Source organism: Maritimibacter sp. 55A14, assembly GCF_003122205.1.
Lineage (GTDB): Bacteria > Pseudomonadota > Alphaproteobacteria > Rhodobacterales > Rhodobacteraceae > QEYE01.
The window spans coordinates 1-23,805 of the sequence record NZ_QEYE01000009.1 but is presented as its reverse complement, the minus strand read 5'-3'; the positions used below and the strand labels follow the sequence as shown (position 1 = coordinate 23,805).

Below are 23,805 nucleotides of genomic sequence, written 5' to 3'. Positions count from 1 at the left end.
CTGCATCGTCGCGCAGATCAATGCAAGGTTAAACCTTTCCACGGTTCCTGTGGATAAACCTGCGAACAACATCCGGGCATTCAAATTTTAAGTTGGGATTCAAACTGGTTCGAAAGAATGCCTAATTTTTAGGCAATTCTTTAACTTATTGAATTCACGCCTAAATTATTTTTACAGAGATCAACAGACTGAAAATAATGAAGAAATCGTAACATCTCTGTGACGTGTGCGGCGCACGTGGACAAGTGGCGCGGGCGCCCGGCCCGCGGCGCCCGGCAAGGCGCATTATTCAACCCCAAGGATATCGGGTGTGCGCCAGCCCAGATGCTGGCCGCCATCCATGCAGATGATCTGTCCGGTGAGCGCCGGCGCATCCAGGATGAAGGCCATCGCGGCGATTACGTCATCGGGATTGGCGCCGCGTCCCAGCACCGTCGCCGCACGCTGGCGCGAGAAATGCTCCTCGCTTTGCCGGAGACCGCGTACCGTCGGGCCTGGACCGATCGCGTTGACGCGGATCGCCGGGGCGAGGGCCTGCGCGGCGGTGCGCGTGAAGGCCCACAATCCCATCTTGGCGATGGTGTAGGTCATGAATTCCGGCGTCGGCTTCAGCACCCGCTGGTCGATCATGTTGATCACACAGCCCGAGGCCAGCGGTTCGCCCGCCGGATCGGCTCCCGCCGGTAGGGCCTGCCGCGCGAAAGCCTGCGTCAGGACGAAGGGCGCGCGCAGGTTCGATCCGATATGGCGGTCCCAGGTCGCCGGCGTCGCGCTCTCCAGCGTGTCGTACTCGAAAATCGAGGCGTTGTTGATCAGGATGTCGAGCGGCCCGCCCAGCGCGGCTGCCGCACGCTCCACCAGGGTCTCGGTTTCCGCCTCGCACAGCAGATCGGCCTGAAGCGCAGCCGACCCGACGCCCATCCCCGCGATCTCCTCGGCCACGTCATTGGCTTCGTCTGCGGAGTTGGCGTAATGGACGGCGACGGCAGTGCCGCGCGCGGCCAGCGCCAGGGCCATGTCGCGGCCCAACCGCTTGCCCGCACCCGTCACCAGCGCCCGTTTCTGGATCATGCCGCAACTCCGCCCGCAACCACGAAATAGACATAGACGATATAGGCCGCCGTCAAGGCCGCGCCCCAGGCCCGCGTGATGTTGCGGCAGTACATGACGAAGGGGACAAGGATCAGCGACGCACCCAGCATCACCCACAGATCGAAGCGCAGGAAGCTCTCGTCCACGGGTATCTTTCCGAAGAGGGCGGCCACCCCGATGATACCCAGGAGGTTGAACATGTTGGAGCCGATCACATTGCCCAGCGCCACATCCGCCTGGCGCCGGAATCCGGCCATCACCGTCGTCGCAAGCTCCGGCAGCGAGGTGCCGAGCGCGACGATCGTCAGGCCGATCACCGTGTCACTGACCCCGAAGCGGCGCGCGATGATCTCGGCATTGTCGACCAGGATATCGGCACCCAGCGGCAGTCCGACCAGCCCGAGGACAAGGAAGAGCCCGATCCGCCATCCCGGCATGTGGGGATCGGCCTCCTCCAGGATCTCGACATCGGCCGCCTCCGCCGCAGCGGCACGGCTGTCGGCCCGGTGCTTTCTGGCGGCGAAGAAGTTCTCGCCCAGCATCAGCGCCAGGGCCGCCAGCAAGATCAGCCCGTGCAGCCAGTGGAGCGGACCGAAGAAGCACAATCCGATGAAGAGCAGCGACGCCGCGAGCATCATCAGATAGCTGCGCTTGGAGTCGCAGTCGCTCATGTAGATGCCCGACAGGAGCGCGGGAATGCCCAGCACCAGCAGGACATTCGCGGTGTTCGAGCCCACGACATTGCCCAACGCCAGCCCCGGCACGTTCTTCAGCACCGCATTGACCGAGATCAGCAATTCCGGAGCCGAGGTCCCGAAGGCGACGACCGTCAGGCTGACGATCAGTGCCGGAATGCCGACGCGCAGGCTGAGGTTGACCGCGCCGCGCACCAGCGCATCGCCGGCAAGCAGAAGGATCACGAGTCCCAGAACGAGATAGAAGATTTCCATGCCGGGCTGAATTCCTCGTTCCTCCGGGTGGTCCTATTTGCGGGTCTCGCACACGCAGCGGCCGCCGCCCGGATTGGGATTGCCGCATTTCGGGCAGGTCTTCACGCGGGTCAGCTTCATCTTCTCGGCGGCGCGCCGGACCGAGGGAACGCGGAGCTTGCCGAACATCGCGAGCACGCCCATCGCGACCAGGAAGAGGGTGACGATCTTGACGATCATGTCACAACCCGTAGCGCGCCCACAGGGCGCGCTCCTCGATCATGGCGTGGGCGTCGTCCAGCACCCGCGCCCCGAACCGGGCCAGAAGCGGTCGGCGGGGGCCCAGCATTCGGAACTCCACCTTGTCGCCTAAGCGCGACTTCATCACCGGGACCAGATGGCCGATTCCGTCGGCCAGCCCCTTGTCCACGGCGGCCTGCCCAACCCAGATATCACCGGTGAAGAGGTCGTCGTCCCCCGCCAGCCGGTTGCCGCGGCGCTCCCGCACCTGGGCGATGAAACTGTCATGGATCTGCTGTTGCAGCGCCGTCAGCCGCTTCACGTCCTCCTTCCGCTCGGGGCGGAACGGGTCCAGAATGGACTTGTCCTTGCCGGCGGTATGCACGCGCCGCTCGATCCCGTGGCGGCTCATCAACTCGTGAAAGCCGAAGGACGCGGAGATCACCCCGATGGAGCCCACGATGGAGGACGTGTCCACGAAGACCTCGTCGGCGGCGGTGGCCAGCCAATAGCCGCCCGACGCCGCGACATCCTCGACGAAGGCGAAGACCGGGACGTTCTTTTCCGCCGCCAGCCGCCGAATGCGTGCTGCGATAAGCGAAGACTGCACGGGCGAGCCGCCGGGCGAGTTCAGCAGCAACGCCACCGCATCGGGCTTGCCGCGCGTGAAGGCTTTCTCGATCACCGGCGCCAGGCCCGCATCGTTGAGCGCCTGGCTGCCGATCCGTCCGCCCGCGACAATCATGCCCGATAGCGGAACAACCGCGACACGCGGCGGCTTCTTCATGAAAGGCAGGCGGATTTTCATGCATCAGCATGTAGACACTGGAAAATGCCAGAACAAGCCGGAATACGCGCCACGCCCGGTTTTGTAATCCGCGCGCAACGCCCGCGGCGACCGGGTGACGCCACGAAATCCACTGTTGACAACACCAGGTATTGGCCGAGGCGCGGATTCCCTGTGCGGCACGGCCGTGCCGGGCGGAGCCGCGCCCGCAGCCGGCCATGCGGCCCGGTGGGGGCGCATGGAATGCCGCGGAGCCCTTTGTTGACAAGGCCCCGATAACTCCGAACGCCTCCGGCCGGGTCCCGGCGCGAGGCGCATTGCGCGCTGGCGCACGGCGCGGGTGCATGCGTTGTGTATGCAGGCAGGGCTGTGGATATGTTTGTGGGAAATTAATCTTCGTTAACGCGTGGCACCCGCCCGCGGCGATCACGTCGCCTTGCGGATATCGCCCACGTCGAGCACCGGCGCCGCGTCGATCTTGGCCGCGCCCAGCATGTCCGCCACGCGCTCCAGCGCCGAGACGAGCATCGCCTGCTCCCAGTCTTCCAGAGCCTCGAACTGGCGCACGTAACGCTGTTGCAGCGCGTCGGGCGCATTGGCAATCGTCTCGCGCCCGCGCGCGGTGATGGAAATGTTCATCTGCCGCCGGTCGGCCTCGGACCTGGCGCGGTCGACCATCCCGTGCGCTTGCAGCTTGTCGACCAGCGAGGTCACGGTGGCCTGCGAGACGCCCATGCGCGTGGAGATGTCCTTGGGCGTGCAGCACCCGGTCTCGGCCACGATCTGAAGCACCCGGAACTGGACCGCCGTCAGCCCCGCCGCGCGGGCAAGCTCACGTCCGAAAAGCTCCGTCGCGCGCAGGATGCGCCGCAGCGCGATCAGGCTGACATCCGTCCGATCCATCCGCAACCTCGTGTTTTGAACCCCGTAATGCGGAGGTTTGCAAACATTCATGTGCGTTTCAATCTTCATCGCACCACTCATGGGTCATTACTTCGGTTTCCTAATTAACATAATTTCTGAATTTAAATCAACATAACGCGCTATTAGCGGCATATCGGCACAGTCTTGCCATAGTCTCCTTCGTTACTTGAAACGAATCCGCGGATAGGTTATTTAGTCTTTCAAAGTAACAGCAGAGGCGAAAACCCGTGGCAGAGACAGCGACGACGCTCACCCCCAGCAAACTGACCTTCCGGATGCCCGTCGACACCGACGGCGCGGCAATCTGGGACCTCATCCGGGCCTGCAAGCCGCTCGATGAGAATTCGATGTATTGCAACCTGATCCAGTGTTCCGATTTTGCGGAGACTTGCGTGATCGCCGAACTTGACGGCGAAATCGTCGGCTGGATTTCGGCCTACATCAAGCCGAGCGAGCCGGACACCGTCTTTGTCTGGCAGGTAGCCGTGTCCGAAGCGGCGCGCGGCATGGGTGTCGGTTCCAGGATGTTGACCGAGCTTTTCGAGCGCGACGTTTGCGCCGGCGTGACCACGCTTCAGACCACGATCACCCGCTCCAACGAGGCGAGTTGGGCGCTCTTCTCGCGCTTCTGCGACCGTGTCGACGGCGACATGGAGCACGAGCCGCACTTCACCCGCGAAGAGCATTTCGACGGCAAGGCCGCGACCGAACACATGGTCACCATCGACCTGGTGGCCGAGGGGATGAAGAAAGCCGCCTGATCCGGGCCGCCCGTCCCCTGTCCTTTTCCGATAACCGAGGTATCTCATGTCGACTGACCGATCAGCCGAGTTTTCCATCTTCACCCGCCGCGAATCCGAGGCCCGCAGCTACTGCCGGGGCTTCGACACGGTCTTCACCTCCGCCTCCGGGTCCGAGATGACGGACGCAAGCGGCCGCAGCTATATCGACTTCCTGGCCGGGTGTTCGTCGCTCAATTACGGCCATAACGACCCGGACATGAAACAGGCGTTGGTGGATCACATCGCCTCCGACGGAATCGCGCATGGGCTCGACCTGCATACCGACACCAAGGCGGGGTTCCTGACCGCCTTCGAGAAGCATGTCCTCGGCCCGCGCGGCATGGATCACCGGGTGATGTTCACCGGCCCGACCGGCGCCAACGCCGTCGAGGCGGCAATGAAGCTTGCGCGCAAGGTCACCGGCCGCACCAACATCATCGCGTTCACCAACGGCTTTCACGGCGTGACGATGGGTGCGCTGGCCGCGACCGGCAACTCCTACCATCGCGGGGGCGCGGGCATGACGCTGAACGGCGTCACCCGGATGCCCTTCGACGGCTACATGGGCGACGGTTTCGACACCGCCGATCTGCTGGAAACGATGCTCGACGACCGCTCCAGCGGCGTGGACGCACCTGCGGCCATCATGCTGGAGACGGTGCAGGGCGAGGGCGGGCTCAACGCCGCCAGCCCCGGCTGGGTGCGCCGCGTGGCCGCGCTGGCCCGCAAGCATGGCGCGCTGCTGATCGTCGACGACATCCAGGCCGGCTGCGGGCGCACCGGCACCTTCTTCTCGTTCGAGGAGATGGACGTGCAGCCTGACATCGTGACCATGGCGAAATCGGTCTCGGGCTTCGGCCTGCCGCTGGCCCTGATGCTGGTGAAGCCCGAATACGACATATTCGGTCCCGCCGAGCATAACGGCACCTTCCGCGGCAACACGCACGCCTTCGTCACCGCGCGCGTGGCGATCGAGAAATTCTGGGCTGACTACGAATTCCAGAAAAGCCTCGCGGTGAAGTCCGTGGCGCTGACCACCGCCTTGCAGCAAGTGGCGGACATGATCCCCGGCGCGTTCCTCAAGGGGCGCGGCCTGATGCAGGGCGTGGATGTCGGCTCGGGCGAGCTGGCCGGCGAGATCTGCGCGCGCGCCTTCGAGAAGGGCCTGGTGATCGAGACCTCCGGTTCGGAGGATCAGGTCGTGAAGGTGCTGGCACCACTCACCACCCCGATGGAGACCTTCCGCAAGGGTTTCGAGATCCTTCTGGAGGCCACCGCGGAGGCCACCCGGACCGGCAAGATCGCAGCGGAGTGACCCATGATCATTCGTGATTTCCATGATCTGAGCAACACCGACCGCACCGTATCGGACGCCAACTGGACCTCCGTGCGGATGCTGCTGGCCGATGACGGGATGGGGTTTTCCTTCCACATCACCTTCCTGGAGGCCGGGTCGGAACACACGTTCCACTACAAGAACCATTTCGAGAGCGTCTATTGCATGCAGGGCAAGGGCTCGATCACCGATCTCGCCACCGGCGAAACGCATGAGATCAGGCCGGGGGTGATCTACGCGCTCAACGAGCACGACAGGCACACGCTGCGCGCCGACGAGGAACTTGTCATGGCCTGCGTGTTCAACCCGCCCGTCACAGGCCGGGAAGTGCATCGCGAAGATGGCTCATACGCCCTGGAAGACGCATGAAATCAGAGGGTCCGGCGCAAAACAGGCCGGGCGAAAGACCAGTGACCTTTTCAATTCATACCGTCGAGAAGATCGGCGGCACCTCCATGTCGCGCCTGAAGGAACTTCTGGACACGCTCTTCACGGGCGGGCGCAGCGGGGCTGATCTCTATGGCCGGGTCTTCGTCGTCTCGGCTTTCGGGGGCATCACCGACCTGCTTCTGGAGCACAAGAAATCCGGCGCGCCGGGCGTCTATGCCCTCTTCGCCAATGACGACAACAACCACGGCTGGCTCGACGCGCTCAACCGCGTGGCCGAAGCGATGGAAGCCGCCCACGGCGCGGTGCTGGACAATCCCCGCGATGTCAGCATGGCCGACGATTTCGTGCGTGAACGCATCGAGGGTGCGCGAAGCTGCCTGATCGATCTGCAAAGGCTCTGCTCCTACGGGCAGTTCCGGCTGTCGAGCCACATGGCCGTGATACGCGAGCTTCTGTCGGGGCTGGGCGAGGCGCATTCGGCCTTCGTCACGACGCTGCTTCTGACCCGCGCGGGCGTGAATGCGCGGTTCATCGACCTCAGCGGCTGGCGCGACGAGGGCGAATATACGCTGGAGGAACGAATCCGCGACGGGCTGAAGGATTGCGACATCGCCACGGAAATGCCCATCGTCACCGGCTATGCCCAGTGCAGGGACGGGCTGATGCGCGAGTTCGACCGCGGCTATTCGGAAGTGACCTTCAGCCAGATCGCAGCCCTGACCGGCGCACGCGAGGCGATCATCCACAAGGAGTTTCACCTGTCGTCGGCCGACCCCAAGCTCGTGGGTGAGGGCAAGGTGCGCAAGCTGGGCCGGACCAATTACGACGTGGCCGACCAGTTGTCGAACATGGGCATGGAGGCTATCCATCCCAAGGCCGCCAAGACGCTGCGCCAGGCCGATGTGCCGCTGCGAATAACCAACGCTTTCGAGCCAGACGATCCGGGCACGCTGATCGACGACCAGCCAGCCGACGCGCCGGGGGTGGAGATCGTGACCGGCCTCAACGTCGTGGCGTTGGAGGTGTTCGAACAGGACATGGTCGGTGTGAAAGGCTACGACACCGCCATCCTGGAAGCCCTGCGCCGACACAATGTGCGCATCGTCTCCAAGACGTCGAATGCGAACACGATCACGCATTACCTCGACGCCTCGCTCAAGACGATCCGCCGGGTGGAACGCGATCTGGCCGGCCTCTATCCGTCCGCCGAGATCACCGTGCAGTCGCTTTCCGTGGCCTCGGCCATCGGGCGCGACCTGAACGGGCTCAAGGTCCTGACCCGCAGCCTGGCGGCGCTGGAGGAGGCCGATGTCGAGGTGATCGCCGTCCATCAGACCCCGCGCAACGTGGATGTGCAGGTCGTGGTCGCACGCGACGACCTGGAGACGGCAATCGCCGCACTTCACGACGCGCTGGTCGCATCGCCGCCCGCTCGGATCGCCTGCAAGGCGGCCTGAATCAGGTCCTCCGACCAAGGTATGAGACACCGGCAAGCCACTGGTTTGCCGGTGTTTTTCGTACATTCCCCCTGCGCAAGGCAATCATTGCGCGGGGCGCGCAACCGCCGGGGGGCGACAGTCCCGACCATTATGCTAGACTTTCCCGGTACCGGCGCGGAATCAGCCGAAATTCCGCGCCGTGGACGGGAGGATGACATGACGACGACCGGGTGCGCCGCCGCCGATGCCATCGCTTTGCGCGCGGGGACCGCCGCCGGAGACCGCCCATGATAGGCCGGCTGCTGACCGTCTGCGTCAGCCTTTGCGCGCTCGCACAGCCGCTGCACGCCCAGGACGTGACCGCCGCGGTTCTGCGCGTCGATTACCCAGCGCTGCTGCCGGTCTCACGGCTCGACCTGCCGCCGGAGGACCTGGGCTTTGCCGGCGCCGTTCTGGCCACCGAGGATAACCAGACCACCGGCCGGTTCATGGGCCAGACCTATGCGCTGGAAACCCGCGCAACCGCACCGGAGGAGGCGCTGGGCGCGCTCGCAGAACTGGAAGCCGCCGGCATCCGCTTCATCGCCGTGGACGCACGGCGCGACACGCTGCTGCAACTGGCCGACGCCGCCGGGCCTGATACGCTCATCTTCAATATCGGCGCGCCGGATACCGACCTGCGCGACGACGCTTGCCGGGCCAATCTATTGCATGTCGCGCCCTCGCGCCGGATGCTGACCGACGCGCTGGCGCAGTTCCTGGTCTGGAAGAAATGGCGCGACTGGGCGCTGATCCACGGCTCCCATCCCGCGGACCGGGCACTGGCCGAAAGCTACCGCACCTCCGCCACCAAGTTCGGGGCGCGGATCACCGACGAGAAGGAGTTCGAGGATACCGGTGGCGCGCGGCGCACGGATACCGGCCATGTGCAGGTGCAGCGGCAACTGCCGCTCTTCACCCAGGGGCTGGAGGATCACGACGTGATCGTGGCAGCCGACGAGACCGACGTCTTCGCAATCTACCTGCCCTTCCACACCTGGTCGCCCGCGCCGGTCACAGGCTCCGCCGGTCTGCGCCCGGCGACCTGGCATCCCGCGCTCGAAGCCTGGGGCGCCACCCAGATTCAGCGCCGCTTCGAAGCTTTGACGGGCCGCTACATGCGCCCCGAGGACTACAATGCCTGGCTGGCACTGCGGGTGCTGGGCGAGGCGGTCACGCGCACCGGCGACGCCACCGCGGACGCAGTGCGCGCCTATGCTTTAAGCGACAAGTTCGAGTTGGCCGCCTTCAAGGGCCAGAAAGTCACGTTCCGCGACTGGAACGGGCAATTGCGCCAGCCGATCCTGCTGGTGGACGGGCGCATCATGGTCAGCGTCTCCCCGCAGGAGGGGTTCCTGCACCAGGTGTCGCTTCTGGACACGATGGGGCTCGATCGGCCGGAAAGCCGCTGCACAGCCTTTGCCACGAGGGAGAACTGAACATGCGCCGACTTGCCATCGCGACCGCCGTCGCCGCGCTCATGGCCACGCCCGCTTTCGCGGGAAAGGTCTTCGTCAGCAACGAACGCGGCAACACCATCACCGTGGTGGACAGCGAAACCTGGGAGGTTCTGGCCGAGTTTCCCGGCGGCAACCGGCCGCGCGGGATCACCGTCAGCCCGGATGGCAGCAAGCTCTATGTCTGCGCCTCCGACGATGACCTGGTGCGCGTCTTCGACACGGAAACCTACGAGCAGTTGCACACGCTGCCCTCCGGCCCCGACCCGGAGCTTTTCGTGCTGCACCCCTCGGGCAACCCGCTTTATATCGCCAACGAGGATGACAACCTGGTCACGGTGACGGATGTCGAGACCCACACCATCCTGGCGGAGATCCCCGTGGGGGTGGAGCCCGAGGGCATGGCCATCTCGCCGGACGGGAAATACGTCGTCAACACGTCCGAGACGACGAACATGGCGCATTTCATCGACACCGGAAGCTACGAGATCGTACAGAACACGCTGGTTGATCAGCGCCCACGTTTCGCACAGTACACCGCCGATGGCAGCCTGCTCTTTGTCAGCGCGGAAATCGGCGGCACGGTCAGCGTGATCGACCCCGCCACGGGCGACATCCTGCACAAGATCACCTTCGAGGTGCCCGGCATCGCGCCGGAACTGCTGCAACCCGTGGGCGTGCGCATCACCTCCGACGGCAAGAAGGTCTTCGTGGCGCTGGGCCCCTCGAACCGGGTCGCGCTTGTCAATGGCGAGACATTCGAGGTGGAGGAATATCTGCTGGTCGGCCAGCGCGTCTGGCAACTCGCCTTCGATGCGGCGGAGGAATACCTCTATACCACCAACGGCAATTCCAACGACATCTCGATCATCGACGTGGCGGCCGGGAAGGTCGTCAAGTCGGTTCAGGTCGGGCAGCAGCCCTGGGGCGTCGTGGTGACGCCGGATTGAGCCGGGATCGTTTCAAGAGGACAAGGGAGACGGAAGAATGCGGAAATTCGTGATGGCCGTGGCGCTGGCCGCGCTGGCTGCACCGGCGGGTGCGGCGCCGCTCTGCGACGATCTGGGCTTTGCGGGGCTTCTGGCCAAATGTAACCGCGGGCCCGAGATCGAGGTGACGCTCGCCTCCGGCAAACCGCTGGGCGAGGGGCCGATCGCGCTGCAATCGGGCGCCTATTACAAAATGCAGATCACCGCCGACGGATCGGCCGAACTCGCGCTGACCGGGCCGGAATTTTTCCGCGCCATCTGGATGGACGAGATCGTGATCAACGACATCGAGGTGCGGCCGATGGCCATCGACAGCCTGGAATTCGACGACGCCGGCACCGCCGAACTGTCCTTCATCGCCATCAAGCCGGGGCGCTATTTCGTTCTCATTCCCGGAACGACCGGTGAAAGCCAGCGCCTGGAATTAACGATTCAGTAATCCCGCGCTCCCGCCTATGCTTGGAACTCGAGAGGCATGAGAGGCAACATGAGCGGGCTGAAGGTCGAGGGGCTGGGATTTTCCTACGGTGCCAAACGAGCGCTGGACGGCGTGTCCTTCGACGTGGCCGAAGGCGCGTTCTGCGCGCTCCTGGGACCGAACGGTGCGGGAAAATCGACGCTCTTCGCGCTGCTCACCCGGCTTTTCACCACCGCCGAGGGGCGCATCGAGATCGCCGGGCACGATATCGCGCGCAGCCCGCGCAAGGCGCTGGCCCGCATCGGCGTGGTCTTCCAGCAGCCGACGCTGGACCTCGGGCTGAGCGTGCGCCGCAACCTGCGCTATTTCGCGGCCCTGCACGGGCTGGCGGGGCGCGAGGCGGAGGCACGGATCGAGGCCGCGCTGGAGCGCCTGGGCATGGCCGCGCGCGCCGACGAACGCGCCCGCGACCTCAATGGCGGGCACCGCCGCCGGACCGAGATCGCGCGCGCCCTGATCCACCGGCCCGCCGTGCTGCTGCTCGACGAGCCCACGGTGGGGCTCGACGCCGAGGCCCGCCGTGCGATCACCGGCCATGTCCATGACCTCTGCACCGAGGACGGGCTGACCGCGCTCTGGGCCACGCATCTGACCGACGAGGTCCGCCCCGACGACCGCCTGGTGATCCTGCATCGGGGCCGGGTGCGCGCCGACGGCATCGCCCGGCAGATCGCGGGCGAGGCGGGCCTGACCGACCGCTTCCTGGAGATCACGGGAGGCCCGGAATGAAGCCGCTCCTCATCGCGCTGACCGCGATCGTCACCCGCGAGGCGCTGCGCTTCGCCCAACAGCGCGAGCGTTTCATCGCGGCGCTGGTGCGCCCGCTGGTCTGGCTGCTGGTCTTCGCGGCGGGGTTCCGCGCCGCGCTCGGCCTGTCGATCATCGCGCCCTACCAGACCTACATCACCTACGAGACATATATCGTGCCCGGGCTTTGCGGGATGATCCTGCTCTTCAACGGGATGCAATCCTCGCTCAGCCTCGTTTACGACCGCGAGATGGGCTCGATGCGGCTGCTGCTGACAAGCCCTCTCCCGCGCTGGTGGCTGCTGCTGTGCAAGATCCTGGCCGGCACGGTGATCTCGATCCTGCAATGCTACGTCTTCCTGGCCATCGCGGCGGCGCTGGGCATCGCCATGCCGCCCGCGGGGTACATCCTCGTGCTGCCGGCGCTGCTGGTCGCGGGGCTGATGCTGGGGGCGCTGGGGGTCGCGCTCTCCTCCTTCATCCGGCAGCTGGAGAATTTCGCGGGCGTGATGAATTTCGTGATCTTCCCGATGTTCTTCCTGTCGACCGCGCTCTACCCGCTCTGGCGCATGGCAGAAAGCTCTGAACTGCTGCGCGACATCTGCGCCGCGAATCCGTTCACCCACGCGGTCGAGCTGATCCGCTTCGCGCTTTACGGACAGTTCAACGGCATGGCGCTGGTCTGGACGCTGCTGGCGGCCTGCGTCTTTCTGGGCCTGGCGATCCGGGGCTACGATCCCGGCCGCGGCCTGGTGCGCCGCAAGGGATGAGGCGCGGGTCAGACCAATGTGGCAGTATCGCGCGAACCGGCGCTTTGCTAGGCTGCCGGACATGACCGAGAGAGCGGCCCGACCCATGTCGCAAGACGCCAAATCCCAGACGCCGCGCGCCTTCCGCTCGGCCCTGATCGTGGACGATCATCCGCTGTTCTGCGACGCGCTTTCGATGACGCTGAAGTCGGTCGCAGGCATCGCGCAGGTCGATAGCGCCGAATGCCTGGAGGACGCGCTGGAACAGCTCGAGGCGGGCGCGCAGCCGGAAATCATCGTGCTCGACCTGAACCTGCCGGATGTCACCGGGCTTGACGGGCTGATCCGGCTCAAGACGGCGGTCGGCGATGCCCCGATCGTGGTCGTCTCCTCGATGTCGGAGAGCCGGATCGTCTGTTCCGCGATCCAGGCGGGCGCCTCGGGCTATGTGCCCAAGCACAGCCAGCGCCAGGTCTTCCGCGCCGCGCTGGAGGTGATCGGAAACGGCGGCGTCTTCGTCCCCGAAGGTATCGTGCTGACCGCAACGCAGGGCGCACCGGTCAACGACCGCGACGAGGCGATGCAGCGCCTGGCGCTTCTGACCCGCCAGCAGGCGCGGATCCTGCAACTGATCTGCGAGGGCCGGCTCAACAAGCAGATCGCCTATGAGCTGTCGATCGCCGAAACCACGGTCAAGACCCATGTCACCGCGATCATGCGCAAGCTGGGCGTGCAGACCCGGACCCAGGCGGTGCTGATCTCGCAGATGGCCAGCTTCTCGAACGTCTTGCGCGACTCCGAATAGGCGGACTACCCTTTCCGCGCGCCGCCGCGCCCGAGGGAGGAGACATGGAAGGCATCGCCAGCCCGTCCGCTGACGCAGGCGCCATCCTGCGCCGCGCGCAGGTGCGCCACGACGCGCCGGACCCCATCGCCGCGATCCGCGCGGAGATGGGCGATACGGCCCTGTCGCTGGTGCTCTTCTTCGTCACGCCCGAGGCCGATTTCGAACCGCTGATGGTCGAGGCCGCGCAGCGCTTTCCCGGCGCGCATTGCGTGGGCTGCACCACCGCGGGCGAGATCGGCGAGGACGGCTACACCAGCGGCGAGATCGTCGCCATCGGCTTTGCCGCGGATCATTTCCACGCCATCGTGCAGGTGATCGAGAACCTGCGCGACTTTACCCCGCACACCTTCGTCTCGCAGTCCGTGCGCGCCCGCGCCCGGCTGGCCGGCGAAGCTTCCGACTGGCCCAACGAGTTCGCCTTCCTGGCCGTGGACGGGCTGTCGATGAAGGAGGACGAGCTTGTCGCCGCGCTGGCCGCCGGCCTCGGGCCGATGCCGCTCTTCGGCGGCTCCGCGGCGGATGGGGAGCGCTATGCGGAAACGCTCATCGCCTGCGACGGTGCGGTGCTGCGCAATGCCGCCGTGGTCTGCATGCTGCGCACCGACTGCCCGGTGCGGGTCTTCCGGCTGGACCATTTCCACCCGACAGAGCGGCGCATGGTCGTGACCGAGGCCGACCCGGCGCGTCGCGTCGTGCGCCGCATCAACGCCGAGGTCGCCGCGCAGGAATACGCCCGCATCCTGGGCAAGCCGCCCGAGGGGTTGGCGGCCTCGACCTTCGCGGCCAATCCGGTGGTGGTGCGCATCGGCGGCCAGCACCATGTCCGCGCCATCCAGAAGGTGGAGGAGAACGGCGATCTCCGCTTTTTCTCGGCCATCGACGAGGGGCTGGTCCTGACGCTCGCGGAATCCGAGGACATGACGGCCCATCTGGAAGCCGAGCTTGGCCAGCTCTCGGTGGATCAGCCACCGCTTGCGATCCTGGCCTGCGACTGCATCCTGCGGCGCACCGAGGTCAACCAGAAACAGATCGGCCGGCAGGTTTCGCGCATCCTCGCCGCGCACGGCGTGCTGGGGTTTTCGACCTATGGCGAGCAGATCAACGGGCTGCATGTGAACCAGACCATGACCGGCGTGGCGATCTACCGCCCGGACGGGGGTGAGCCATGATGCAGACGCTCATAAATCCGTCCGACCCGCTGGACCGGCAGAACGCCAAGCTGATGAAGATCGCCGAGGTGCTGATGCGCCGGGTGGAGCAGGACACCGACGACGGCGGTGCAGCCTACGCCCATTTCGAACGCGCGGTGATGCTGGAGGACCAGATCACCGACCGCACGCGCGAGCTGGAGCGCGCGCTTGACCTGCTCAACGAATCCAACGCCCAACTGGCCGAGGCCATCCGCGAGGCCGAAATGGCGCGTTCGGACCTGGCCAATGCCATCGAGGCGATCCAGGAGGGTTTCGCGCTCTTCAACGCCGACGGCGTGCTGGTGCTCCACAACAGCCGGTTCGGGATGTACATGCCCGATCTGGTGGCCCATCTGCGGCCCGGCCTGGGCTTCGCCGAATATGTCGACATCGCCAGCCAGAGCCACGCACTGGAACTGCCGGATGGCCAGAGCCGCGCCGACTGGGCGGCGCGCCGGATGCAGCGCCACCAGGAAAACCACGTGATGTTCAACCTGCGCCTGACCGGCGACCGCTGGGTGCAGGTCAGCGAACACCGCACCCGCGACGGGCAGACCGTGATCCTGCAGACCGACATCACCGACATCATCCGGCTGGAGCGGCGCGAGCGCGGCAAGATGCTCGACGATCAGGCGCGGCTGATCCGGGCCACGCTCGAACATATCGACCAGGGGGTTTGCATCTTCGACCGCAAGCGGCGGCTGGTGGGCTGGAACCAGAACGCCGGCACGATGCTGTCGATCCCGCTCAGCCGGTTCCGCATCGGCATCGAGTTCGATCTGATCCTGCGGCGCATCAGCAGCGAGTTCGAGATCCTCGGGGGGCTCGCGCCCGACGATGTCGCGGCCTGGGTCCGGGCGGAAGAACGCCCCGCCCCGCTGCGCTTCGAGATGCGCTGCGGCACCACCACCACGCTCGACGTCTTCGCCCGCGAAATGCCGGACCGCGGCTTCGTCATCAGCTTCTCCGACGTGACCGCCGAACGCGAGGCCGCGCGCGCGCTCGCCCATGCCAACGAGCGGCTGGAGCAGCGCGTGCTGGAACGCACGCTGGAACTGGAGGACGCGCTGACCGATGCCGAGCGCGCCAATGCCTCCAAATCGCGCTTCGTGGCCGCCGCCAGCCATGACCTGCGCCAGCCGCTCTCGGCCGCGCGGCTATACATGGCCTCGATCTTCGACGAGCTGCGCGATGACGAGCAGCGCGGGGTCATGTCCAAGGCGCAGAGCGCCCTGACCAGCGTGGAGGAGATCATCGACGCCCTGCTCGACATCTCGCGGCTGGAATCGGGCAAGGTGGAGGTCGACGTGACCGCCGTTCCGATCGACCGGGTTCTCGATCAGCTCCGCGACGAGTTCGCGCCCCATGCGGCGCTCAAGGGGCTGGAGCTGCGCTTCGTGCGCTCCACCTGCCTGGTGGAAACCGATGCGAGCTATATCCGCCGGATCCTGCAAAACCTCATCGCCAACGCGATCCGCTACACGCCCGCGGGCCGGGTTCTGGTCGGCGCGCGGCGGCGGGGCAACACTTTGCGGCTGGAGGTCCGCGATACCGGGCCGGGCATCGCGCTCGCCGACCAGGACAGCATCTTCAAGGAGTTCCACCGCCTGGACGCGCATGTCAGCGCCAGCGAGGGGATGGGCCTGGGTCTGGCGATCGTGGACCGGGCCTGCGCGCTACTGGGCCATCCGCTGGAATTGCGGTCCGATCTGGGCTGCGGCGCGGCCTTCACGGTCAACGTGCCGCTTGCGCGCGGCACCAACGGCCTGCCGCGTGGCGAGGCGCCCGCACCCGATCCGGGGCCGCCCGCGCTCGACGGGCTGATCGTCCTGCTGGTGGAAAACGACCCGGAGCTGCGCCAGGCCATGACGCTGCTGCTGCGCGGCTGGGGCGCGGATGTGCTCGACGCGGCGGGGCCGGCAGACGCATTCGCGCAACTGGGCGATCTGGACATTCCGCCAGACGCGATCCTGATGGATTACGAGCTTGACGACGGCGTGACCGGCCCCGATCTGATCGCGCAAATCACGGCGCGCTATGGCGAGCGGCCGGCGCGCATCATCACCGGGCATCTTAGCGCCGCGGTCCGCGCGCACTGCCGCGAAGCGGGGCTGGAAGTGCTGGAAAAACCCCTCAACCAGGCCAGGCTCGAAGCCTTCCTGGGCGGGCTCAACCGCTGAGCACGGCCGGCACGCCGTCCAGCGTCAGGACACGGTGGGCCAGCCGGCGCGCCTCCGCCCGAGAATGCGTGACGAAGAGCAGCGCCGGGCGGTGCTCGTCCAGCATCGCCTCGGTCAGCGCGATGATCTCCTCCGCCTTGGCGGGATCGAGCGACACGAAAGGCTCGTCCATGATCAGGAAATCCGGCGTCCCGGCAAAGGCGCGCGCCAGCGCCGTGCGGCGCTGCTGACCCAGCGACAACTGGCCGGGGAAAAGCGCCGCCTTACCCTCCAGCCCGACCCGCGCCAACATCGCCTGTGCCGCCGCGCGCGGCAGCCCGGCATTGGGGAGCGCCACATTTTCGAGTACGCTGCGCCAAGGCAACAGCGTGGGATCCTGAAACACCATCGCCGTGCGCTCCGGCTGCGTGACCGAGCCGTCGAATTCCGTGTCGATGCCCGCGACGATGCGCAGGAGCGTGGTCTTGCCCGCCCCTGACGGCCCCAGCACCGCGACACGTTCGCCCGCGCCGAGCGTCAGCCGGATGGCGCCCAGCACCGGCGTCGAGCCGAAACTCCTGGCACGGATATCGACCCGGATCATGGGGCGCGCCAGCGCCGGGCGCGCCGCTCCCAGGGTTGCAGCGCGAACGTCTCCACCGCCAGCATCACCGCGATGAACGAGAGCGCATAGATCAGCACCATCCCCACGTCGAATTGTTGGAAGAAGAGGTGGATCTTGAAGCCGATCCCGTTGGAGCGGCCCAGGAACTCCACCACCAGAACGATCTTCCAGATGATCGCCAGGCCCGAGCGCCCCGCCGCCGACAGATAGGGCGCAAGCTGCGGGACCAGCACATGGCGCAGGCGCGTCGCGGGGGACATGCGGAAGACCCGCGCCATCGCGTCCAGTTCCGGGTCGAGCGCGCGCGCGCCCTCGCGCACCACGGCCACGACATTGGGCACCTTGTTGAGCGTCACCGCGACGATGGCGGCGGTCTCGTTCAGCCCGATCCATAGATAGCACAGCACGATAAGCACCAGTGCGGGCAGGTTCAGAAACACCACCAGCCAGGCATCGAGCCAGCGGTCCATTGCGGGAAAACGCCCCATCGCGAATCCCAGCACCGCACCCAGGCTCATCGCCAGGGCGAAGGCCCAAAACACGCGGATGAAAGTCCGCCCCAGGTGATAGGGCAACTCGCCCGACGCGATCTCGGCCCATGCGGGGGCGATCAGCGCGCCGGGCGCGGGCAACACCGTCGCATCCGCCGTCAGCCGCGCCGCCAGCGCCCAGAGCGCCACCAGCATGAGCAACGACAATATCCGGGTCAGCGCCGCCCTGCCGCGCATGGCCGCGCTCAATCCGGCACCGGCAGGAAAAGCCCGCCGGGCGGTGTCTGCGCCTGCCCGGTCAGGTCCGCGCCGCCCAGGTCGGCAAGCAGTGCGAAGAGCCGCGCCGCCGCGTCGCGGTCGACCGGCCCCGCGGGCGGTATGCCTGCCAGGAAGCCCGCGCGCAGCGCCGCCGCCTCGGCCTCGGACTCCGCCGGCATCAGCGGCCGGATCGCCTGCCAGGCCGCGTCGTCCCGCCTCAGCAACTCCTTCGCTGCGCGCGAGGCGCGGTAGAGGCCGCGCGCGACCTCCGGCCGGGCTTCGGCGTCGGCGCCCTTCAGCACATAGACCAGCAGCGGCGTGTCGGGGTCGAGGCCCAGCGCCGTCGCCGCCTCCCGGACCGAGATCACCTCGCGCATTCCGGCGGCTTCCATCCGGGCCAGAAAGTGCCAGAAGTTGATCGCCCCGTCGGTCTCGCCGCGCAACGCGGTCTTGTAGATGAGCGGCGGAGCGCCGAAGACCTGTTCGGTTTCGGCCCGAAGGTCCATGCCATGCACCCGCCGGGCATAGGCACGCAGGATCAGCCAGCTCTTGTCGAGCGGCCCGCCCGCGATGCCTATCTTGCCGCCGCGCAGGTCGGTCAGGTCGCGCACCGGGCTTCCCGCCGGCACGACCAGCCCGCCAACAGCGGTGGAATAGGGAATCGCGACATAGTCCTTGCCCGCCGCGCGCTGCCGCGCCACCCAGATCCAGTCGGCTACGACCACATCAGCCGCATCGCCCGCGAAGGCCACACGGGTGCCGCCGTTGTCGGCCATGCCCTGCACCTCCAGCCGGAAGCCGTTCGCGCGGTCGAGCCCGTTTCGGCGGATCGTCTCCAACTCCCAGTTGACCGTGCCGTTCTCGAGCACCGCGACACGAAGCACTGGCAAGTCCGCTGCGTGCGCGAGCCAGGCCACACCCAGCAAGGCCAGCACCAGAGTGGCCGCTCTCGCGATCTGCCTCATAATTCTCGCTCCTGCGCCGAAAGTCCCACTAGGTGGGCGGCGTGCCCAAGCCTAGACTGCTGCGCATGATGCGTCATGTTCTCTGTCTTCTGCTGGCCTGCCTGCTTGGCGCACCGGCTGCGGCCCGCGAACTGGAACCGCTGCGCGCGGGCGCGGACGTGGCGTTCCTTGGGCTCACCTTCATCGACACCTCCACCGAGGGCGCTTATTTCGACCCGCGCGAGGACGAAGCCGCGCGCCTGCGGATGCTGGAGCGGCTGGTCGAGGCGCGTTTCACCGAGGAAGGTTTCAACCTGCTCGACCTCGCGCCGGTGGCCGAGGAGATGGACCGGATCAAGAACCCCGCCGACTGCTATGGCTGCGAGCTTCGGATGGCCGAAAGGCTGGGCGCCGACTACGTTCTGGTGGGCGAGGTCCAGAAGGTCTCGAACCTGATCCTGTCGATGAACCTCGTGATGCGGGACGTAGCGGACGGCCATGCGGTGCGCGCGCTTGCGGTCGATATCCGATCCAACACCGACGAGTCCTGGACGCGTGGCATGCGCTATATCTTCAAGACCCATTTCTTTGCGGAATGACTGCCCATGATCGCGCGCCGCCTTCTTCTGCTCGCGCTCACCTTCGGCCCCGCCATGTCCGCGGCGGGTGGCACTGCGTGGAATGATATCCGCACGGTCCTGCCTGCCTGCTGAGCCGGGAACCGCTGCGCGCGGCATCACTCGAACCCGGCAGGGTCCGCCAGTTCCGTCGGAAGCCCTTCCGCCATCCATCCATCCGTCCCTTCCGGGTACCAGTAGACGCTGCTGTAGCCGTAGCCCAGCGCGCGCTTGCCCGCGTTCCAGGACATCCAGCACTCCGCCAGGCAGAAGAAGAGCACCGGATGCGCCCGATCCCCGCCCGTTGCGGCCGCGAGCCCGGCGCGGAAATAGGCATCCGTTTCGGCGGCGATCACCTCATAACCGACATTGGGCAGCCAGGTCGCGCCGGGGATGGAATGGCGCGGCTTGGGCCGCCAGATCGTGTCCTCGGGCAGGTTCCCGGGGCGCGGCGGGCGCGGCAGCACGTCGATGAAGGCAACCGTACCCTCCTGCCATAGCGCGTGTGCCTGCTGCGCGGTGACGACCGTCGCGCCGGAGAGCGTCGCAGGCACCGGCGCGCGGTAGGGCGGCCCGCGGAAGCCTTCGGGCTCGGCCACATTGCCCGCCGCGGCGGGTGTCGCGAGAAGCAGGGCAATCAGCGCCAGCCCCTTGCGCAGTCGCTTCATTTGGCCACCGTCTTCAATTCGGTTCCCATGTCGGTCAGGATCGGAACCCCGGCGCGGGCCAGGATGGCGTCGATCCCGGCCTGGTTGCGGCGGATCAGCGAATTGAGTTCCCGTTTCCAGACATCCTCGCCCCGGCGCACGCCCATCGTGATGCGGTAGAAGAGCTTGGGCGGCAGCGTCTCGTGGATCAGCGGCGTCACGGTCAGGCCCGGATGGTCGCGCTTCACCAGCGGCCCGCCGATCGGCCCCCACATGATCGCCGCGTCGATCTCGCCGGCCTCCAGATCGGCCAGCATATCGTCGGCGGGGGACTGGTAGCGGCGGTCCACGAAAAGCGGATAGGGCCGCGACATGGCCACCAGCCCGTTGCGTGCCATATGCGTCGCCGGCGGGGTGCCCGCGACGATGCCGATCCGCGCATCCGCCAGCCTCTCGTCCGAGAGCGTGTCGACATCCGCGAGCGGGCCGTCTTCCCGCGCGATCAGCACGAAGGCCGACGTCATGTAATGGTTGGTATTCTGAACCAGTTCGTGACCCTGGGCGAAACCGATGATCACGTCGCATTCGTTGGCCTGGAGGGTCTTGCGCACGAAACCCGTGGCCATCGGAAACCAGGTGTATTCAACCGGACGGTCAAGCGCCCCGGCCATCAGATCGGCGATCTCGTTCTCGAATCCGCTGCCATCCTCCATCGACATCGGATCGTTGGCGGGATCGGCACAGACCCGGAAGGCGGTGGTCGAGACAAGCTCGGACATCTGCGCCGCACCGGGACCGGGGGCGAGAATGGCCAGCGCCAACGCAAGCACGGGCGCCAGCCGCAAGGGGCGTTCAGCCCATGCAGGCATCTTCCGCCTCCTGGATCGCATCTGATTTGCCGACCTTCTTGGCCGGACGCCCGCGATCCACCGCGCCGGTCCCGCGCGCCTTCAGATAAACGTAGATGTCGTCGAGATAGCACATCACGTTGGGGTTGGTGCCGAAGGAGGGCATCACGGATTGCTGGGAGGCGCCCACATTCTCGCGTCCGTTCACCACCACCGCGACGAAATCGTAGTAATCCATGTTCAGGGCCGATTTCTTCAGCGCCGGCGCATAGCTTGACCCCTCGCCGTCCGGCCCGTGGCAGACATGGCACTCGGAATGGTAGCGGCGGAACCCCGAATAGGTCAGCCAGTCCACCTTGCCCTCGTCATTGATGAAATAGGTCGGCACGTCGTCTTCGGTGTAGTAACGCCCGCCTTCCTCATAGGCCACGGCCACGTTGGGATCGCTGGACCAGTCCTTCTTCTCTTCGGCGGTGGCGGTCTGGGCCAGGACTGTCAGCGCGCAGGTCAGGCCGGCCGACAGAATTGTGCATTTGGTCATCATGGGCTCCCTGTGAAGGCGATGAACCGGCGCGGGCAGGGTCGCGCCGCGCCGGTTCGCGTCAGGTCGGTTCCGGATCAGTCCGGCAGGGCGAAGACGGTCAACTGCCCGCCCAGCGCGGTGTAGTCGCTCAGCGCGGCATAGCCGCCCACGGCGCCAAGACCCGCAGTCGGATCGGTCAGACCCGCCGCCAGGCCGATGCCGGCCCAGCCGCCGATGCCCGACAGGATACCGACATACTGCTTGCCGTCATGCTCGTAGGTCATGACGTTGCCGATGATCCCCGAGGGCGTCTTGAAGCTGTAAAGCTCGTCGCCGGTCTCCGAGTCGATCGCCTTCAGGTATCCCTCCAGCGTGCCGTAGAAGACCACGTCGCCCGCAGTCGCCAGAGCTCCCGACCAGACCGAGAACTGCTCCGGGATGGACCACTTGATCTCGCCGTTGATGTTGTCCCAGGCGACGAAGTTGCCCATGCCGCCGTGGCTGCCGGGCGCCGGGTACATCGAGAGGGTCGCGCCGACATAGGGCTGGCCCGCGGTGTAGCTGACGCGGAACGGCTCATAGTCCATGCAGACATGGTTGGTGGGGATGTAGAAGAGCCCCGTCTTCGGGCTGTAGGCCGAAGGCTGCTGGTCCTTGGTGCCGAGCGCCGCCGGGCAGATGCCGGTCGAGTTCACGTCCTCGCCGTTCTGTTCGGTCGAATACTCGGCCACCACCGCCGGACGCCCGTAGGTGTCGGAGCTGGGGTCCATATCGACGCCGGTGGTCCAGTTCACCGCCGGGTCGTATTTCGCGGCCACCAGAAGCTCGCCTGTCTCGCGGTCCAGCGTGTAAGCAAGGCCGTTGCGGTCGGGATGGGTCAGAAGCTTGCGCGTCTCGCCATCGACTTCCTGCTCGGTCAGGATCATCTCGTTGACGCCGTCATAGTCCCATTCGTCATGGGGCGTCATCTGGTAGAGCCACTTGGCCATGCCGTCATCGGGGTCGCGCGCCATGATGGTCATCGACCAACGGTTGTCGCCGGGCCGCTGCGCGGGGTTCCAGGTCGAGGGGTTCCCGGTGCCGTAATAGATCAGGTCCAGCTCGGGATCGTAGGAATACCAGCCCCAGGTGGTGCCGCCGCCGATCTTCCACTGGTCGCCTTCCCAGGTGGCGGTGCCGGAATCCACGCCGACCGGCTCGCCCAGATGGGTGGTGTTCTCCGGGTCCATCAGCGTGTCGCTGTCCGGGCCCATCGAATAGGCGCGCCATTCCTGCTCGCCGGTTTCCATGTTGTAGGCGGTCACATGGCCGCGCACGCCGAACTCGCCGCCCGAGATACCGACGATGACCTTGTCCTTGACCGGCAGGACCGTCGCGGTGTTGGTCTCGCCCTTCGCGGGCTCGCCATTGACGGCGGACCACTTCACTTCGCCCGTCTTGGCGTCGAGCGCGACCACCGTGGTGTCGGCCTGGTGCAGGAAGATGGTGTCATTGGCATAGGCCACGCCACGATAGACCGTGTCGCAGCACATCACCGGGATAACGTCCGGGTCCTGCTTGGGCTCGTATTTCCAGAGGATCTTGCCGTCCTGCGACAGGTCGAGCGCGTAGACGATATTGGGGAACGGCGTGTGGACATACATGATGTCGCCGATCACCAGCGGCGCGCCCTCGTGGCCGCGCAGAACCCCGGTCGAGAAGGTCCAGGCCACCTGGAGATCGCCCACGTTGTCCTTGTTTATCTGGTTCAGCTCGGAATAGCGCTGGTTCTTGTAGTCGCCGGTCTGGATCGCCCATTGCGCCGGGTCGTCGATCAGACCCTGAAGCGCCTCGTTCGCGAAGCCCGCACCGGATCCGCCGATCAGAAACGCGGCGGAAAGTAGCAGTGAATTTCTCATGTCTTCCTCCCTGGATTTAAGAGCCTTGTTGCCTTGCCGCCGGTCTGCGCGCGTACCCCTTATCCGGGGACAGTCATGCAGTCCGGCGGGGGGCCAGCGGGGTCCGCCGCGCCACTTCGGCTCGGGCAGCGGGCTGGCCCAATTCATCTTCTGTCTCGCAACCTCCTCCTGATGACCTGGCCGGGCTCGCCCGGCACGCGCGCGTGATTGTCAGTAGACGACGACGGCGCGGATGGATTTGCCCTCGTGCATGAGCTCGAAGCCCTTGTTGATCTCGTCGAGGGTCAGGGTGTGGGTGATCATCGGGTCGATCTCGATCTTGCCCTGCATGTACCAGTCGACGATCTTCGGCACATCGGTGCGCCCGCGCGCGCCGCCAA

The 23,805-nt window shown here is 66.2% G+C and carries 25 protein-coding genes and 1 pseudogene; 13 read left to right on the top strand and 13 right to left on the bottom strand.

Features of this window, described 5'->3' with window-relative positions; all coding sequences use genetic code 11:
- Nucleotides 1–285: 285 nt before the first annotated feature.
- From DDZ14_RS09190 to DDZ14_RS09170, 5 genes are all read right to left on the bottom strand, one after another.
- Nucleotides 286–1,071 (bottom strand): SDR family oxidoreductase, encoded by a 786-nt coding sequence (locus DDZ14_RS09190; protein ID WP_109424673.1) that lies wholly within the window; start codon nt 1,069–1,071, stop codon nt 286–288.
- Complete coding sequence (locus DDZ14_RS09185; RefSeq protein ID WP_109424672.1) at nt 1,068–2,042, bottom strand: calcium/sodium antiporter; 975 nt, start codon at nt 2,040–2,042, stop codon at nt 1,068–1,070. Before DDZ14_RS09185 ends, DDZ14_RS09190 begins: the two co-directional genes overlap by 4 nt.
- Before the next feature lie 33 nt (nt 2,043–2,075).
- Complete coding sequence (locus DDZ14_RS09180) at nt 2,076–2,261, bottom strand: hypothetical protein (protein ID WP_109424671.1); 186 nt, start codon at nt 2,259–2,261, stop codon at nt 2,076–2,078.
- 1 nt (nt 2,262) lies between these two features.
- Nucleotides 2,263–3,069, bottom strand: a complete 807-nt coding sequence (locus tag DDZ14_RS09175) for a S49 family peptidase (protein WP_109424670.1) — start codon at nt 3,067–3,069, stop codon at nt 2,263–2,265.
- Nucleotides 3,070–3,474: 405 nt separating this feature from the next.
- On the bottom strand, nt 3,475–3,951 hold the full coding sequence (locus DDZ14_RS09170) for a MarR family winged helix-turn-helix transcriptional regulator (protein ID WP_109424669.1): 477 nt from the start codon (nt 3,949–3,951) through the stop codon (nt 3,475–3,477).
- 296 nt (nt 3,952–4,247) lie between these two features.
- Here DDZ14_RS09170 and ectA point away from each other — a divergent pair, with 296 nt between their 5' ends.
- The 12 genes from ectA to DDZ14_RS09110 all read left to right on the top strand — a co-directional run bounded on the left by ectA (nt 4,248) and on the right by DDZ14_RS09110 (nt 16,595).
- Nucleotides 4,248–4,733, top strand: a complete 486-nt coding sequence (gene ectA, locus DDZ14_RS09165) for a diaminobutyrate acetyltransferase (RefSeq protein ID WP_109424792.1) — start codon at nt 4,248–4,250, stop codon at nt 4,731–4,733.
- Between the two features lie 46 nt (nt 4,734–4,779).
- Nucleotides 4,780–6,069, top strand: a complete 1,290-nt coding sequence (gene ectB, locus DDZ14_RS09160) for a diaminobutyrate--2-oxoglutarate transaminase (RefSeq protein ID WP_109424668.1) — start codon at nt 4,780–4,782, stop codon at nt 6,067–6,069.
- 3 nt (nt 6,070–6,072) lie between these two features.
- Entirely contained in the window at nt 6,073–6,459 is a 387-nt protein-coding gene (locus DDZ14_RS09155; protein ID WP_109424667.1) for an ectoine synthase, read from the top strand.
- A gap of 41 nt (nt 6,460–6,500) precedes the next feature.
- Nucleotides 6,501–7,937, top strand: coding sequence for an aspartate kinase (locus tag DDZ14_RS09150; protein ID WP_255417498.1), 1,437 nt, complete (start codon nt 6,501–6,503; stop codon nt 7,935–7,937).
- A gap of 269 nt (nt 7,938–8,206) precedes the next feature.
- Nucleotides 8,207–9,397 (top strand): ABC transporter substrate-binding protein, encoded by a 1,191-nt coding sequence (locus DDZ14_RS09145; RefSeq protein WP_109424665.1) that lies wholly within the window; start codon nt 8,207–8,209, stop codon nt 9,395–9,397.
- Between the two features lie 2 nt (nt 9,398–9,399).
- Nucleotides 9,400–10,365, top strand: coding sequence for a YVTN family beta-propeller repeat protein (locus DDZ14_RS09140; protein WP_109424664.1), 966 nt, complete (start codon nt 9,400–9,402; stop codon nt 10,363–10,365).
- A gap of 37 nt (nt 10,366–10,402) precedes the next feature.
- Nucleotides 10,403–10,843, top strand: coding sequence for a hypothetical protein (locus tag DDZ14_RS09135; RefSeq protein ID WP_109424663.1), 441 nt, complete (start codon nt 10,403–10,405; stop codon nt 10,841–10,843).
- A gap of 48 nt (nt 10,844–10,891) precedes the next feature.
- Entirely contained in the window at nt 10,892–11,611 is a 720-nt protein-coding gene (locus tag DDZ14_RS09130; protein ID WP_109424662.1) for an ABC transporter ATP-binding protein, read from the top strand.
- Nucleotides 11,608–12,399 carry an ABC transporter permease gene (locus DDZ14_RS09125; RefSeq protein WP_109424661.1) on the top strand — a complete coding sequence of 264 codons (792 nt, stop codon included), beginning with the start codon at nt 11,608–11,610 and terminating at the stop codon, nt 12,397–12,399. The genes DDZ14_RS09130 and DDZ14_RS09125 overlap by 4 nt, the downstream gene beginning before the upstream one ends.
- 61 nt (nt 12,400–12,460) lie before the next feature.
- On the top strand, nt 12,461–13,183 hold the full coding sequence (locus DDZ14_RS09120; RefSeq protein ID WP_109424660.1) for a response regulator transcription factor: 723 nt from the start codon (nt 12,461–12,463) through the stop codon (nt 13,181–13,183).
- Nucleotides 13,184–13,227: 44 nt separating this feature from the next.
- Nucleotides 13,228–14,394: an FIST N-terminal domain-containing protein gene (locus DDZ14_RS09115; RefSeq protein WP_109424659.1), complete on the top strand. Its 1,167-nt coding sequence runs from the start codon at nt 13,228–13,230 to the stop codon at nt 14,392–14,394.
- Nucleotides 14,391–16,595: a PAS-domain containing protein gene (locus DDZ14_RS09110; protein WP_109424658.1), complete on the top strand. Its 2,205-nt coding sequence runs from the start codon at nt 14,391–14,393 to the stop codon at nt 16,593–16,595. Before DDZ14_RS09115 ends, DDZ14_RS09110 begins: the two co-directional genes overlap by 4 nt.
- Here the strand turns inward: DDZ14_RS09110 and DDZ14_RS09105 are convergent.
- The 3 genes from DDZ14_RS09105 to DDZ14_RS09095 are packed head-to-tail and all read right to left on the bottom strand — an operon-like array spanning nt 16,585 to nt 18,913.
- Nucleotides 16,585–17,178: an ABC transporter ATP-binding protein gene (locus tag DDZ14_RS09105; protein WP_109424657.1), complete on the bottom strand. Its 594-nt coding sequence runs from the start codon at nt 17,176–17,178 to the stop codon at nt 16,585–16,587. The two genes, DDZ14_RS09110 and DDZ14_RS09105, sit on opposite strands and share 11 nt — an antisense overlap.
- Nucleotides 17,175–17,927, bottom strand: coding sequence for an ABC transporter permease (locus DDZ14_RS09100; RefSeq protein WP_109424656.1), 753 nt, complete (start codon nt 17,925–17,927; stop codon nt 17,175–17,177). The genes DDZ14_RS09105 and DDZ14_RS09100 overlap by 4 nt, the downstream gene beginning before the upstream one ends.
- An 8-nt stretch (nt 17,928–17,935) precedes the next feature.
- Nucleotides 17,936–18,913 carry an ABC transporter substrate-binding protein gene (locus DDZ14_RS09095; protein WP_109424655.1) on the bottom strand — a complete coding sequence of 326 codons (978 nt, stop codon included), beginning with the start codon at nt 18,911–18,913 and terminating at the stop codon, nt 17,936–17,938.
- 68 nt (nt 18,914–18,981) lie between these two features.
- Between DDZ14_RS09095 and DDZ14_RS09090 the strand changes: the two genes are divergently transcribed.
- Entirely contained in the window at nt 18,982–19,491 is a 510-nt protein-coding gene (locus DDZ14_RS09090) for a DUF3280 domain-containing protein (RefSeq protein WP_109424791.1), read from the top strand.
- 137 nt (nt 19,492–19,628) lie between these two features.
- On the opposite strand, the gene DDZ14_RS09085 is transcribed toward DDZ14_RS09090, so the two are convergent.
- The 5 genes and pseudogenes from DDZ14_RS09085 to DDZ14_RS09065 form a co-directional block, all read right to left on the bottom strand.
- Nucleotides 19,629–20,177 (bottom strand): PQQ-dependent catabolism-associated CXXCW motif protein, encoded by a 549-nt coding sequence (locus DDZ14_RS09085; RefSeq protein ID WP_109424654.1) that lies wholly within the window; start codon nt 20,175–20,177, stop codon nt 19,629–19,631.
- Complete coding sequence (locus tag DDZ14_RS09080; RefSeq protein ID WP_199221323.1) at nt 20,174–21,025, bottom strand: substrate-binding domain-containing protein; 852 nt, start codon at nt 21,023–21,025, stop codon at nt 20,174–20,176. The genes DDZ14_RS09085 and DDZ14_RS09080 overlap by 4 nt, the downstream gene beginning before the upstream one ends.
- Nucleotides 21,009–21,548 carry a c-type cytochrome, methanol metabolism-related gene (locus tag DDZ14_RS09075; protein WP_109424653.1) on the bottom strand — a complete coding sequence of 180 codons (540 nt, stop codon included), beginning with the start codon at nt 21,546–21,548 and terminating at the stop codon, nt 21,009–21,011. The genes DDZ14_RS09080 and DDZ14_RS09075 overlap by 17 nt, the downstream gene beginning before the upstream one ends.
- Before the next feature lie 74 nt (nt 21,549–21,622).
- Entirely contained in the window at nt 21,623–23,425 is a 1,803-nt protein-coding gene (xoxF5, locus tag DDZ14_RS09070; RefSeq protein ID WP_109424652.1) for a lanthanide-dependent methanol dehydrogenase XoxF5, read from the bottom strand.
- Nucleotides 23,426–23,635: 210 nt separating this feature from the next.
- Nucleotides 23,636–23,805 (bottom strand): annotated as a pseudogene (locus tag DDZ14_RS09065) (S-(hydroxymethyl)glutathione dehydrogenase); the annotation flags it as partial.

Coding starts and splice junctions, on each gene's coding strand:
- DDZ14_RS09190 (WP_109424673.1), bottom strand. CDS start 1,071: ATGATCCAGAAACGGGCGCTGGTGACGGGTGCGGGCAAGCGGTTGGGC.
- DDZ14_RS09185 (WP_109424672.1), bottom strand. CDS start 2,042: ATGGAAATCTTCTATCTCGTTCTGGGACTCGTGATCCTTCTGCTTGCC.
- DDZ14_RS09180 (WP_109424671.1), bottom strand. CDS start 2,261: ATGATCGTCAAGATCGTCACCCTCTTCCTGGTCGCGATGGGCGTGCTC.
- DDZ14_RS09175 (WP_109424670.1), bottom strand. CDS start 3,069: ATGAAAATCCGCCTGCCTTTCATGAAGAAGCCGCCGCGTGTCGCGGTT.
- DDZ14_RS09170 (WP_109424669.1), bottom strand. CDS start 3,951: ATGGATCGGACGGATGTCAGCCTGATCGCGCTGCGGCGCATCCTGCGC.
- ectA (WP_109424792.1), top strand. CDS start 4,248: ATGCCCGTCGACACCGACGGCGCGGCAATCTGGGACCTCATCCGGGCC.
- ectB (WP_109424668.1), top strand. CDS start 4,780: ATGTCGACTGACCGATCAGCCGAGTTTTCCATCTTCACCCGCCGCGAA.
- DDZ14_RS09155 (WP_109424667.1), top strand. CDS start 6,073: ATGATCATTCGTGATTTCCATGATCTGAGCAACACCGACCGCACCGTA.
- DDZ14_RS09145 (WP_109424665.1), top strand. CDS start 8,207: ATGATAGGCCGGCTGCTGACCGTCTGCGTCAGCCTTTGCGCGCTCGCA.
- DDZ14_RS09140 (WP_109424664.1), top strand. CDS start 9,400: ATGCGCCGACTTGCCATCGCGACCGCCGTCGCCGCGCTCATGGCCACG.
- DDZ14_RS09135 (WP_109424663.1), top strand. CDS start 10,403: ATGCGGAAATTCGTGATGGCCGTGGCGCTGGCCGCGCTGGCTGCACCG.
- DDZ14_RS09130 (WP_109424662.1), top strand. CDS start 10,892: ATGAGCGGGCTGAAGGTCGAGGGGCTGGGATTTTCCTACGGTGCCAAA.
- DDZ14_RS09125 (WP_109424661.1), top strand. CDS start 11,608: ATGAAGCCGCTCCTCATCGCGCTGACCGCGATCGTCACCCGCGAGGCG.
- DDZ14_RS09120 (WP_109424660.1), top strand. CDS start 12,461: ATGACCGAGAGAGCGGCCCGACCCATGTCGCAAGACGCCAAATCCCAG.
- DDZ14_RS09115 (WP_109424659.1), top strand. CDS start 13,228: ATGGAAGGCATCGCCAGCCCGTCCGCTGACGCAGGCGCCATCCTGCGC.
- DDZ14_RS09110 (WP_109424658.1), top strand. CDS start 14,391: ATGATGCAGACGCTCATAAATCCGTCCGACCCGCTGGACCGGCAGAAC.
- DDZ14_RS09105 (WP_109424657.1), bottom strand. CDS start 17,178: ATGATCCGGGTCGATATCCGTGCCAGGAGTTTCGGCTCGACGCCGGTG.
- DDZ14_RS09100 (WP_109424656.1), bottom strand. CDS start 17,927: ATGCGCGGCAGGGCGGCGCTGACCCGGATATTGTCGTTGCTCATGCTG.
- DDZ14_RS09095 (WP_109424655.1), bottom strand. CDS start 18,913: ATGAGGCAGATCGCGAGAGCGGCCACTCTGGTGCTGGCCTTGCTGGGT.
- DDZ14_RS09090 (WP_109424791.1), top strand. CDS start 18,982: ATGCGTCATGTTCTCTGTCTTCTGCTGGCCTGCCTGCTTGGCGCACCG.
- DDZ14_RS09085 (WP_109424654.1), bottom strand. CDS start 20,177: ATGAAGCGACTGCGCAAGGGGCTGGCGCTGATTGCCCTGCTTCTCGCG.
- DDZ14_RS09080 (WP_199221323.1), bottom strand. CDS start 21,025: ATGCCTGCATGGGCTGAACGCCCCTTGCGGCTGGCGCCCGTGCTTGCG.
- DDZ14_RS09075 (WP_109424653.1), bottom strand. CDS start 21,548: ATGATGACCAAATGCACAATTCTGTCGGCCGGCCTGACCTGCGCGCTG.
- xoxF5 (WP_109424652.1), bottom strand. CDS start 23,425: ATGAGAAATTCACTGCTACTTTCCGCCGCGTTTCTGATCGGCGGATCC.